The organism is Streptomyces sp. NPDC030799 (assembly GCF_055572255.1).
Map to the genome: position 1 here is coordinate 23,284 of NZ_JBVIDS010000014.1, position 13,055 is coordinate 36,338.

A 13,055-nucleotide genomic window follows, 5' to 3' on the forward strand; every position below is an offset into this window, starting at 1 on the left:
TGGCCTAGTGCGTGGCCAGGGTGAACACGTGCAGGTCACCGTTGTGCGGGAGCCGGACGCTCCGGACGGCCTTGCCTTCGGGGGCCGTGAACGGCTTGGTGGCGAAGACGTAGGTGGTCACCGGGTCCTTCCCGGCGCCCGCGACATTGCGGTACGCGGTCTTGGCGACGACCCGGTTGTCGTACTGGACCGTGCCGCCTCCGCCGCCGACGGTCCAGTCGGTGAAGGACAGGTCGACGGTGTCGGTGGTGCCGTCGGTGTAGGTGACGGTCGCCCTGGCCTGCTGGTTGCCGTTGACCGCGCTGCCAATGAAGGACAACTGCGCGGCCGGAGCGGGCAGTTCGACCGTCCGGCCGGCTCCGGTGGCGTTGTCCGGGCGGCCGTCGGGCGAGGCGGGCCAGCTGAAGGTGAGACCCTCGACGGTGCCCTGCCCGCCCGGGGTCAGGCCGGCCGCCGCGAGGGCCTGGCGGGAGTAGCTCCACCCGCCGCCGTCGTAGTCGGCCTCGTCGTGGTCACCCGTGTCGTCGGAGACACCGGTGCTGTCGTAGGCGGCGAGCAGGGTGCCGGGGGCGGCCACGGTGAGCGAGACCGGCTGCTCGTACGAGGTGCCGCCCGAGGTCACCGTGACCTTGACGTCGGCGAAGCCCTGGGCGGTGTCCCTGGCCGCACTGAGGGTGATCTCCCGGGCGCCGTCGGAGACCGTGCCCTCGGCGGGCGTGGCGGTGACGCCGGCCGGGGTGTCCACCCGGAAGCGCACCTCGGGGCCGGTGCCGCCGTTCAGCGACAGCGCCCGGATGCCGATCTTCGTGCTGTCACCGGGTGCGAGCGTGGCGGCGGTGGGGCCGACGCCGATCTGGTACGGCTGCTCGCCCTCGCGGAAGGACGGGGGCGGGCTGTCCGCGCCCCAGGTGCGGTCGGGGGCGGCGGACAGGGTGTAGTCGAGCCGGCCGCCGTCGCGGACGAAGGACGCCGGCAGCCAAGGGCGGTCGCTGGTACGGCCGTTGACCTTGAGGGAGTGGATGTACGGTGCGCCGGCCGCCGCGCCGGTCGCATGGAGGGAGATGTCGTTGCCCCGGGGCCGGCTGATCTCCACGCGCTCGAACAGCGGTGAGGCGAGGACCAGTTCGGCGCGGGAGGGCACCTGCGGGTACATGCCGAGGGCCGAGAAGACGTACCAGGACGACATCGCGCCGAGGTCGTCGTTGCCGGGGATGCCGCCGGGCCCGGTCGACCACAGCTGCCGCATCGCGGCGCGTACGGTCTCCTGCGTCTTGTAGGGGGCGCCCGCGTAGTCGTACAGGTAGGGGACGTTGATCGACGGCTCGTTGTCCAGCTCGGACCTGGTGCCGCCGTGGCCGGTGAAGGCCCAGCCGCCGTTTTCGTCGTGGAAGAAGTCGTCGAGCCGGGCGAGCGCCTTGTCCCGGCCGCCCAGCGCGGCGAACAGGCCTGCCGGATCGTGCGGGACCATCCAGGTGTACTGGGCTGCCGTGCCCTCCACGAAGCCGTTGCCGGTGTCCGGGGTGAAACCGGTGACCCAGCTGCCGTCGGCCCTGCGGTTGGCGATGTAGCCGCCGCTCGGGTCGGCGGCGACATTGAAGTTGTTCTGCCACCACTGGGCGCGGCGGGCGAAGGCGGCGGCTGTGCCCTTCTCCCCCGCGGCGGCCGCGAGTTGGGAGACCGAGAAGTCGGCCGTGGACATCTCCAGGGTCTCGGCGGCGCCGCCCCAGGCGTTGGAGACGCTCGGCATGTAGTGCAGCTTCAGATACTTGTCCAGTGAGGGCCGCTGGCCGGCGGACAGCACCGGCTTGCCCGCCGGGGACAGGTCCTGTTCGGTCGGCACGGTGGCCGCCTCGACCAGCGAGTCCAGCGCGCCGTGCAGATCGAAGTCCGTGCCGCCGAAGGCACGGATGCCGGCCAGTGCGGTCGGCGAGGGGTCGCCGTTCATGACATGGGTACCGCTCGCGCCGTGCAGCCAGCGGTCCCAGGTGCCGCCGTTCTGCCGGGCCAGCTCGTACAGCGACTGGGCGATGTCGGAGCCGGTGCGCGGGTCGAGCAGGGTGAGCAGCTGCAGCTGGTCGCGGTAGACGTCCCAGCCGGAGAAGGTGCCGTACTGGGAATGCTGCCGGCTGCCGGCGCCCTCCTGCCCACCGCTGACCGCATGCACGCGCCCGTCGGCCCCCCGGTACCTGCCGTCGGCGTCGCTGATGACGTTCGGGTGGAGCAGCGCGTGGTACAGCGCGGTGTAGAAGGTGGTGCGGTCGGCGTCCGTGCCGCCGCCGACGCGGACGGCGCCGAGCCGCTCGCGCCAGGTCCGGCGGGCGGCGCTCTCGACCGCTTCGAAGGAGCGGCCCGGCGGGTTCTCGGCGGCGAGGTTGGCCTCGGCGGCCGCCTTGCTGACGTAGGAGATGCCGACCTTGACGTGCACAGGACCGGTGCCGGGCGCGAACTCGACGTAGCCGCCGGCGCCCTTGCCGGCGACGGGCCGCCCGCCGTGCGAGAAGCCGCCGGTGCCGCCGGACGCCTCCAGCGATCCGGGGTTCAGCCTGTCGTCCTGCCAGGTGCCGGCGCTTTTGAAGGCGCGGTCGAAGCGGGCGGTGAAGTAGAGGGTGTAGTAGGCGCGTTGGCCTTCGGGGTCGAGGTAACCGCAGAAGTTTCCGGAGGTGACGGACCCGGAGACGGTGCGGTGCTCCGGGTCGATCGCGACGGACGAATCCTGCGATCCCACTTCGGAGTTGGCGGTGCGCACCAGCAGTGAGGCGGGTGTGCCGGTCGGGAAGGTGAAGCGGGCGGAGCCGGTGCGGGCGGTGGCGGTGAGGTCGGCGGTGACGCCGGAGGCCAGGCCCACCCTGTAGTGACCGGGTTCGGCGGTCTCGTCCGCGTGGGTGAAGTCGGAGGCGTAGACGGCGTCCTCGGTGTCGCTCGCCGGGGATGAGGTGACCTCGCCGGCGTAGGGGAAGAAGGGGATGTCGCCGCTGCCTCCCGCACAGCCGGTGCCGGACATGTGGGTGAGGCTGAAGCCCCGGATGCGGGTGGTGTCGTACTGGTAGCCGCCGGGAGCGGCCGTCCTCGTGGCGTCGCCCCTGGTGTTCTCGGGGCTCCAGGAGAGCATGCCGAAGGGCACGACGGCGCCCGGGAAGACGTCGCCGCCGTTGCTGGTGCCGATCAGCGGATCGACGTACCGGGTGGGGTCCTTGACGAGCTCGGGGTGTGCGGCGGGTTCCGCAAGCGCGGGAGTGGCGGCGGCGCCGGTCGCGAGCAGGGCGGCCAGCAGCAGGGACAGGGGTCTGAAACGCACGCGGCCCTTCCTCCTTCATGGACGGGTCGCGCACCACAGGTCGCACAAGCCGCAGGGACAGTAACGTGCGCCACCGCTACCACGGAAGACCGCGTGCGCGCCGGACGGCGCGCGCCGGGATCACCCGATCGGCCCATCCCAAGTGGGTTGACATCGTTGTCGGTTCAGGCGGTAGAGTCATGTACAGACCATCCGACAACGTTGTCGCGCGCCCAGCCGACACCACAAGCCAGCACCACCCGGGCGGGCACCAACCCCCCTCACCCGCCCGGCTCGCGGACCCGGTGCGCACGGCCACCGGGTCCGCCCGAGTCACCCCCGCCCGGCAGACGTGGCGCGGTACCCCCGGGATTTCTGCGACGTGAGCGCACCTCTGTGACCTGCGAGGCGACGAAATGTGGCGTCCATCTCATGGACCGGCGTAGTCAACGGGTGCGACCGGTGCTAGAAATGCCACATGTCGGACCCTTTCGACCGATTCGGGCGTATGGCATGGCGCTCCAAGGTCCGCCGGAGCCCGCGCAGCGTTGCCGGACAGGTCTTCCTTCTCCAGATCGCGCTGGTGGTACTGCTCGTGGTCTGCGGCGTCCTCGCTCTCGTCATGCAGTCCACGCGCGACACCAGCACGGAGGCCAGGCGCCGTTCCATAGCCGTGGCGCAGACCTTCGCGCACTCTCCCGGGATCCTCCAGGCGCTGCGTGCCCCGGATCCCTCGAAGGTGCTCCAGCCGCTCACGGAGGCGGGACGCAAGTCGGCGGGCGTCGACTTCATCGTGGTGATGAACACCAAGGGCATCCGCTACACCCATCCCCTGCCGAGCAAGATCGGTCACCGGTTCGTGGGCCGGATCGGTCCCTCGCTGGCCGGGAAGGTCTACACGGAGAGCGTCCACGGCCCGCTGGGCCATGAGGTGCAGGCCACCGTTCCCATCGACGACGCCCATGGCAGGGTCACTGCCCTGGTCTCCGCCGGGCTGAAGGTGAAGCGCGTGACCAGCGCGGTGGACCGGCAGCTGCCGATCATCCTGGCCGCCGGGGCCGGCGCGCTCGTGGTCACCACCGGTGGCACGGCGCTGGTGGGCAGGCGGCTGCGGCGGCAGACGCACAGCCTGGCACCGGACGAGATGACCCGTATGTACGAGCACCACGACACGGTGCTGCACTCGGTGCGGGAGGGTGTGCTCATCGTCGATGCCGACCGGCGGATCCTGCTCGCCAACGACGAGGCGCGGCGGCTGCTGGAGCTGCCCGCCGACGTCGAGGGGCGTACGGTGCGGGAGCTGCCGGGGCTCGACCCCGCGATGACGGAGCTGCTGGTCTCCGGGCGGGAGGCCGGCGACGAGGTGCACTTCGCCGGAGGCCGGCTGCTGGCGGTCAACCAGCGGCCCACCGACCGCGCGGGGTGCCCCGAGGGCACCGTGGTGACGCTGCGCGACTCCACGGAGCTGCAGGCGGTGTCGGGCCGGGCGGAGGTCGCCCGGGAGCGCCTGGAGCTGCTGTACGACGCGGGACTGGGCATCGGGACCACCCTTGACGTGGTCCGCACGGCCGACGAGCTGGCGCGGGTCGCCGTCCCCCGCTTCGCCGACTTCGTCACCGTGGACGTGGCCGACGCCGTGCTGCACGGCGAGGAGCCGGGCCGGACGGCGACGGACATGCGACGGGTGGCTGTGAGCGGCATCCGGGACGACCATCCGCTCTACGAGAAGGGCCGGCTGATCGACTTTCTGCCCTCCACCCCGCAGGCGCGCGGCTACGACGCGGGCCGCTCGGAGCTGGTGACCGACCTGTCGGCCGCGCAGGACTGGCAGGCCCAGGATCCGGAGCGCGCCCGGCAGATCGTGGAATTCGGCATCCACTCGCTGGTCACCGCCCCGATCCAGGCCCGCGGTGTCGTGCTGGGCATGGTGAACTTCTGGCGGTCCAAGCGGGAGCCCTTCGACGAGGAGGAGCTGTCGCTGGCGGAGGAGCTGGTGGCCCGCGCTGCGGTGAGCATCGACAACGCCCGCCGGTACAGCCGTGAGCATGCCCTCGCGGTCACCCTGCAGCGCAGTCTGCTGCCTCGCACGCTGCCCGAGCAGAGCGCCTTGGAGGTGGGCTACCGCTATCTGCCCGCCCAGTCGGGTGTGAGCGGTGACTGGTTCGACGTGATCCCGCTGCCGGGCAGCCGGGTGGCGCTGGCGGTGGGCGATGTGGTCGGGCATGGGCTGCACGCGGCCGCCACGATGGGGCGGCTGCGGACCGCGGTGCACAACTTCTCCACGCTCGACCTGCCGCCCGACGAGCTGCTCAGCCATCTGGACGACCTGGTCGGCCGCATCGACCAGCACGAGGCCTGCCCGGAGACGTCCGGGGAGATCGTGGGCGCCACCTGCCTGTATGCGATCTACGACCCGGTGACGCGCCGCTGTGTCATGGCTCGTGCGGGGCATCTGGCGCCGGCGCTGGTCCACCCCGACGGCAGCGTCACTTTCCCGGAGGTGCCGGCCGGGCCGCCGCTGGGGCTGGGCGGCATGCCGTTCCAGACGGCCGAGCTGGATCTTCCCGAGGGCAGCCAGCTGGTGCTGTACACCGACGGCCTCATCGAGGACCGTACACGGGATCTGGACGTGGGCATGGAGCTGCTGCGCCGGGCGCTGGCGGGCCATCCGGACCGGACGCCGGAGGAGAGCTGTCAGGCGGTGCTGGAAGCGCTGCTGCCCGAGCGGCCGGTGGACGACGTGGCTCTGCTGATCGCGCGCACCCGGGCGCTGCCGGCCAGTCAGGTCGCCGACTGGGATGTGCCGCGCGACCCGGCGGCCGTGTCGGGTATGCGCGCCGCGGTCTCCGCGCAGCTCGATGCGTGGGGCCTGTCCGAGCTGGGCTTCGGTATGGAACTGGTGCTGAGCGAGCTGATCACCAACGCCATCCGGTACGGCTCCGATCCGATCCATGTGCGGCTGATCCATGACCGCCGCCTGATCTGCGAGGTGGCCGACGGCAGCAGTACCTCGCCGCACCTGCGGTACGCGGCGACGACCGACGAGGGCGGCCGGGGTCTGTTCCTGGTCTCGCAGCTGGCCGAGCGCTGGGGCACCCGCTACACGGACCAGGGCAAGGTGATCTGGGCGGAGCTGGCCGTGCCGGACGCGGGGACCCTGCCGGACCTGGGCGGGCTTCTCGTCGACGACATCGACTAGGGGGCGTGCGGACGGTCTCGGCATGGGCTCGCCGACGGCGGCTCCTCTGCCGTCCTCGGCCGACCGGATGAGGTGCCCGAGGACGCGGGCCGGCCTTGCGGCGGGGCGGGCCCCCGGGGGGTGCCGGCCCCTGGGACGGGCAACGGCGGAGGGCCGCACCCCCGGCAACCGGGGGTGCGGCCCTCACTGTCCTGCGCTGCCGCTTACTTGCGGATCAGGTTGCGCAGCACGTACTGCATGATGCCGCCGTTGCGGTAGTAGTCGGCCTCACCGGGGGTGTCGATGCGGACGACCGCGTCGAACTCGACACCGGTGTCGGTGGTGACCTTGACCGTGCGCGGCGTGGTGCCGTCGTTCAGCTCGGTGACGCCGGAGATGGAGAAGGTCTCCTCGCCGGTCAGACCGAGGGACTCGGCCGACTGGCCCTCCGGGAACTGGAGCGGGAGCACGCCCATGCCGATGAGGTTCGAGCGGTGGATGCGCTCGTACGACTCGGCGATGACGGCCTTGACGCCGAGGAGCGCGGTGCCCTTGGCGGCCCAGTCGCGGGACGAGCCGGAGCCGTACTCCTTGCCGGCCAGGACGACCAGCGGGATGCCGGCGGCCTGGTAGTTCTGGGAGGCGTCGTAGATGAAGGAGACCGGGCCGCCGTCCTGCGTGAAGTCGCGGGTGTAGCCGCCCTCGGTGCCCGGCGCGATCTGGTTGCGCAGGCGGATGTTGGCGAACGTACCGCGGATCATGACCTCGTGGTTGCCGCGGCGCGAGCCGTAGCTGTTGAAGTCGCGGCGCTCGACGCCGTGCTCCGTGAGGTACTGGCCGGCGGGGGTGTCGGCCTTGATGGCACCGGCCGGGGAGATGTGGTCGGTGGTGACCGAGTCGCCGAGCTTGGCGAGGACGCGGGCGCCGGCGATGTCCTCGACCGGGGCCGGCTCCATGCCCATGCCCTCGAAGTACGGGGGCTTGCGGACGTAGGTGGACTGCGGGTCCCACTCGAAGGTGTTGCCGGTCGGGACCGGGAGGGACTGCCACTGGGCGTCGCCCGCGAAGACGTCCTGGTACGACTTCGAGAACATGTCCTCGCCGATGGCGCTGGCGACGACCTCGTTGACCTCGGCCTCGGAGGGCCAGATGTCCTTCAGGTAGACCGGGTTGCCGTCCTGGTCGGTGCCCAGGGCGTCACGGGTGATGTCCACCTTCATGGAGCCCGCGATGGCGTACGCGACGACCAGCGGCGGGGACGCCAGGTAGTTCATCTTGACGTCGGGGTTGATACGGCCCTCGAAGTTCCGGTTGCCGGAGAGGACCGAGGTGACGGCGAGGTCGTGGTCGTTGACAGCCTTGGAGACCTCCTCCGGCAGCGGGCCGGAGTTGCCGATGCAGGTGGTGCAGCCGTAGCCGACGAGGTTGAAGCCCAGCTTGTCCAGGTACGGGGTGAGGCCGGCCTTCTCGAAGTAGTCGGTGACGACCTTCGAACCCGGGGCGAGGGTGGACTTGACCCACGGCTTGCGGGTCAGGCCCTTCTCGACCGCCTTCTTGGCGACGAGGGCGGCGCCGATCATGACGTACGGGTTGGAGGTGTTGGTGCAGGAGGTGATGGCCGCGACCGTCACCGCACCGTGGTCCAGCTCGTAGGTCGTGCCGTCGGGGGCGGTGACCTGGACCGGGTTGGACGGTACGGCGCCGGTGCCCTGGCCGTGCTGCGGGGCGCCCGCACCGTTCTCCTCGTGACCGTAGGCCGGGGCGTCGGAGGCCGGGAAGGACTCGGCGCTCGCCTCGTCGACCACGGAGTCGGCGGCGGCCGGCGTCTGCGCGACGGGAGCCTCGACGTAGTTGAGGACGTCCTTGGCGAACTGCTGGGCGGCCTCGGCCAGGACGATGCGGTCCTGCGGGCGCTTGGGGCCGGCGATGGAGGGGACGACCGTGGAGAGGTCCAGCTCCAGCTTCTCGGAGAAGTCCGGCTCGGCCTTCGGGTCCAGCCACAGGCCCTGCTGCTTGGCGTAGGCCTCGACGAGCGCGACCTGCTGGTCGGAGCGGCCGGTCAGGCGCAGGTAGTTCAGGGTCTCGTCGTCGATCGGGAAGATCGCGGCGGTGGAGCCGAACTCCGGGGACATGTTGCCGATGGTGGCGCGGTTGGCGAGCGAGGTGGCGGCGACGCCCTCGCCGTAGAACTCCACGAACTTGCCGACGACGCCGTGCTTGCGCAGCATCTCGGTGATGGTGAGCACGAGGTCGGTGGCCGTGGTGCCGGGCTGCAGCTCACCGGTGAGCTTGAAGCCGACGACGCGCGGGATGAGCATGGAGACCGGCTGGCCGAGCATGGCGGCCTCGGCCTCGATGCCGCCGACGCCCCAGCCGAGGACGCCGAGGCCGTTGACCATGGTGGTGTGCGAGTCGGTGCCGACCAGGGTGTCCGGGTAGGCCTTGCCGTCGCGGACCATCACGACACGGGCCAGGTGCTCGATGTTCACCTGGTGGACGATGCCGGTGCCGGGCGGGACGACCTTGAACTCGTCGAAGGCGGTCTGACCCCAGCGCAGGAACTGGTAGCGCTCCTTGTTGCGGCCGTACTCCAGCTCGACGTTCTGCTTGAAGGCGTCGTTGGTGCCGAACTTGTCGGCGATGACGGAGTGGTCGATGACCAGCTCGGCCGGCGCCAGCGGGTTGATCTTGGCGGGGTCGCCGCCGAGCTCCTTCACGGCCTCACGCATGGTCGCGAGGTCCACGACGCAGGGCACGCCGGTGAAGTCCTGCATGATCACGCGGGCCGGCGTGAACTGGATCTCCTGGCTGGGCTGGGCCTGGGAGTCCCAGTTGCCGAGGGCGCGGATGTGGTCGGCGGTGATGTTCGCGCCGTCCTCCGTGCGGAGCAGGTTCTCCAGCAGGACCTTGAGGCTGTACGGCAGGCGGGCCGAGCCCTCCACCTTGTCCAGCCGGAAGATCTCGTACGACTCGTCGCCCACCTGCAGCGTGCTGCGGGCGTCGAAGCTGTTCGCCGACACGACAGTCTCCTTCATTGATGTGCGCGTACCACCGTCAATCCTGCCGCCACGCCGGCTTGGCCGATCCGATAAGGTCAGGCTAAGTTAGGCAAGCCTTACTGGAGTGGCGGCTACGGTGCGCCTCGGCAGATATCTCGATGTCGAGATAACTCTAGTACATGGGCGCCGACTGGTCATGCCCAGCCCGGCCGTCCTGTCTCCGCGGAGGCGGCGAGGTCTCACTCGGCCTGGCCACGTTCGTGAGCGGGGCCGGTCCGTTCGGCGTGATGAACTCACGCCATGACGACACTGGCACCCCGGGTCCTCCGCGCACTTGAACAGTTCCACGCCGACCACCCCTGGGACCACAACGCCCACTACCACCAGTGGCTCCTGCGGCAGCTCCCCAGGCGCTTCGACAGCGCCCTGGACGTCGGATCCGGCAGCGGTGACCTGGCCAGGCTCTTGGCCACACGTGCCAGAACAGTGCAAGGAATCGACGCCGACCCGGCCATCGTCGCTCGCGCGCGGGAGCTCACCGCTCCGGATGCCCCCGTGACCTTCACCGTCGGCGATGCGCTCAGCGACATACCGGCCGGCTCCTACGACGTCATCACCTGCGTCGCCACCATCCACCATCTGCCGTTCAGTGACGCTCTCGCCCGCTTCCGTCAGCATCTGGCGCCCGGCGGAACCCTGGTCGTCGTCGGCCTCGCCCACGCACGGTCTCTCGGCGATCATCTACTCGGGGCCGCCGCCATTCCGTCGAACGTCGCCATGGCCTGGATCAAGAACAAGGGCCGCACGGCCCCGCGGCCGGCCTCCATGACCGCACCGACCCGGCCGGCGACCATGGGCTTCCCCGACATCGTTCGGGATGCCCGCCGCGTACTGCCCGGCGCACGGCTGCGCCGCCGACTGTTCTGGCGCTACACCCTGGTCTGGCACCAGCGCTGACCGGCCGCTCGTCCAACCCCGGGTCAGCGCCCGACGACCGGCCGGCCGGGCGGCGGCTACCAGCTGCGCTCGGCGGTCATCTTGGCGGGGGCCAAGACGGAGACGCGGCCGTGATCGCCGTAGACGGACTGCCGCCAGCGGGCGAAGACCCTGGCGGTGCGCTCCAGCTCGTCGTCCTCCCACACGCCGTAGTCGACCCACACGTCGGAGACCGTACGGCCGTCACTGCCGGCCGCGCGGACGCAGACCTTCTCCACATGGGCGGCGACGGCCGCGTCCGCCTTCGAGGCGCTCGCCTTCAGGTAGGCACGGAAGTCGCGAGTCATCGAGTACCACGGGTACCCGTCCGACGGCACCTGCCCGCCGTCCACCGTTTCGTCCTCCGTTTCGTCCGTGTCCTCCGTGCCGCCCTCGGACGGGCTCTGCGTCTCGCTGGTGAGGTCGGGCAGCTCCCGGTAGTCGTCGGATGTCTCGTCCGGCACCTCCTGGTCGTCGTCGGACGTCAGATCGGGCAGCCCCTGGTCGTCGCTCGTGGTGTCCGAAGGCTCCTGGCCGTCGGACGGGGCGTCCGTGATGTCGTCGCCCGTGTAGTCCGAAGGCTGCTCGGCGTCGCACAGCTCCCCGGCCACGGACGGCTGCGATGCAGGTCCGCCGCCGCCCGCCGCACCCGCGTGCTTGGCGCCGCAGGAGACGACCGTGCAGCAGCCGACGAGCAACGCGGCGAGAACGTACCGATATGTCCTGGTCTTCATGTGCATCCCCCTTCGGGCTCTCAGAGGGGCACGGGCGGGCCTGGGTTGCCTGGACGGTCGAACACCTGGGACATCGGCTGATTTGCCCGGATCTTTCCGGGTACCCACACGTCGTTGGGCGCCGCGCTATTGACAGACCGTCACCGGCATCACCCGAATGGACCCCCCAACGGGCGCCATCTCATATCTGAGATAACCTCAACCCCATGGCAGACGACTACCTCGTACGCATCGGCAAGCTCATCCGTGACGCCCGGCAACACCGAGGCTGGACACAGACGCAGCTGGCGGAGGCGCTCGGCACCAGCCAGAGCGCGGTCAACCGTATCGAGCGCGGGAACCAGAACATCAGCCTTGAGATGATCGCCCGAATCGGTGAAGCCCTGGACAGCGAGATCGTGTCGCTGGGATACGCGGGTCCGATGCATCTGCGCGTCGTCGGCGGCCGCCGGCTGTCCGGTGCCATCGACGTCAAGACCAGCAAGAACGCCTGTGTGGCACTGCTGTGCGCCTCGCTGCTCAACAAGGGGCGCACGGTGCTGCGCCGGGTCGCGCGGATCGAGGAGGTGTACCGCCTTCTGGAGGTGCTGAACTCCATTGGTGTGCGCACCCGCTGGATCAACGACGGCGTCGACCTGGAGCTGGTGCCGCCGGCCGAGCTGGAGATGGCGGCGATCGACGCGGACGCCGCCGTGCGCACCCGCTCCATCATCATGTTCCTCGGCCCGCTGCTGCACCGCATGGACCACTTCAAACTGCCGTACGCCGGCGGCTGCGACCTGGGCACGCGCACCATCGAGCCGCACATGATCGCGCTGCGCCGGTTCGGCCTCGACATCGCGGCCACCGAAGGGCAGTACCACGCGCGGGTCGACCGCACGGTCCGCCCCGACCGCCCGATCGTGCTGACCGAGCGCGGCGACACCGTGACCGAGAACGCGCTGCTGGCCGCCGCCCGGCACGACGGCGTGACGGTCATCCGCAACGCCTCCTCCAACTACATGGTCCAGGACCTGTGCTTCTTCCTGGAGGCCCTCGGCGTCAAGGTCGAGGGCATCGGCACCACCACGCTCACCGTGCACGGCGTGCCGAACATCGACGTCGACGTCGACTACTCCCCCTCCGAGGACCCGGTCGAGGCGATGAGCCTGCTGGCCGCCGCCGTGGTGACCGAGTCGGAGCTGACCGTGCGCCGGGTGCCGATCGAGTTCCTGGAGATCGAGCTGGCGGTGCTGGAGGAGATGGGTCTCGACCACGACCGCAGCCCCGAGTACTTCGCGGACAACGGCCGTACCCGCCTGGTGGACCTGACCGTCCGGCCCTCCAAGCTGGAGGCACCGATCGACAAGATCCACCCGATGCCGTTCCCGGGCCTGAACATCGACAACGTCCCGTTCTTCGCGGCCATCGCGGCGGTCGCGCAGGGCCAGACGCTCATCCACGACTGGGTCTACGACAACCGCGCGATCTACCTCACGGACCTCAACCGCCTCGGCGGCCGGCTGCAACTCCTCGACCCGCACCGGGTGCTGGTCGAGGGGCCGACCCGCTGGCGCGCGGCCGAGATGATGTGCCCGCCCGCCCTGCGCCCCGCCGTGGTCGTCCTGCTGGCGATGATGGCGGCCGAGGGCACCTCGGTCCTGCGCAATGTGTACGTCATCAACCGGGGTTACGAGGACCTCGCCGAGCGGCTGAACTCGATCGGCGCGCAGATCGAGATCTTCCGGGACATCTGAGCCCGCTCCCGGAATCGTTCACCGCACCCCTCGGTCCGTGCACCCGGACCGAGGGGTGCACGGCTTCGGGGACCGCCGTTCGGGTGATTCCCGGTGTGCCCCATTCGTGCGTGCCACCAAGGAATATGCGCCCCCCGAGCGTTCTCCGTGCGCGGGGCG

At 70.6% G+C, this 13,055-nt stretch carries 6 protein-coding genes; 3 read left to right on the forward strand and 3 right to left on the reverse strand.

What is annotated here, in order from left to right:
• Nucleotides 1-4: 4 nt before the first annotated feature.
• Entirely contained in the window at nt 5-3,295 is a 3,291-nt protein-coding gene (locus tag ACZ41I_RS31060; protein ID WP_468515615.1) for a GH92 family glycosyl hydrolase, read from the reverse strand.
• Between the two features lie 457 nt (nt 3,296-3,752).
• On the opposite strand from ACZ41I_RS31060, the gene ACZ41I_RS31065 reads away from it, so the two are divergent.
• Complete coding sequence (locus ACZ41I_RS31065; RefSeq protein ID WP_468515616.1) at nt 3,753-6,473, forward strand: SpoIIE family protein phosphatase; 2,721 nt, start codon at nt 3,753-3,755, stop codon at nt 6,471-6,473.
• 203 nt (nt 6,474-6,676) lie between these two features.
• Here ACZ41I_RS31065 and ACZ41I_RS31070 read toward each other — a convergent pair whose 3' ends face one another.
• Entirely contained in the window at nt 6,677-9,472 is a 2,796-nt protein-coding gene (locus ACZ41I_RS31070; protein ID WP_399772166.1) for an aconitate hydratase, read from the reverse strand.
• Between the two features lie 279 nt (nt 9,473-9,751).
• On the opposite strand from ACZ41I_RS31070, the gene ACZ41I_RS31075 reads away from it, so the two are divergent.
• Nucleotides 9,752-10,408, forward strand: coding sequence for a class I SAM-dependent methyltransferase (locus ACZ41I_RS31075; protein ID WP_399772168.1), 657 nt, complete (start codon nt 9,752-9,754; stop codon nt 10,406-10,408).
• 56 nt (nt 10,409-10,464) lie between these two features.
• Here ACZ41I_RS31075 and ACZ41I_RS31080 read toward each other — a convergent pair whose 3' ends face one another.
• Nucleotides 10,465-11,160: a hypothetical protein gene (locus ACZ41I_RS31080; RefSeq protein ID WP_468324326.1), complete on the reverse strand. Its 696-nt coding sequence runs from the start codon at nt 11,158-11,160 to the stop codon at nt 10,465-10,467.
• A gap of 206 nt (nt 11,161-11,366) precedes the next feature.
• Between ACZ41I_RS31080 and ACZ41I_RS31085 the strand changes: the two genes are divergently transcribed.
• Complete coding sequence (locus ACZ41I_RS31085) at nt 11,367-12,896, forward strand: helix-turn-helix domain-containing protein (RefSeq protein WP_363214688.1); 1,530 nt, start codon at nt 11,367-11,369, stop codon at nt 12,894-12,896.
• The last annotated feature ends 159 nt before the right edge of the window (nt 12,897-13,055 follow it).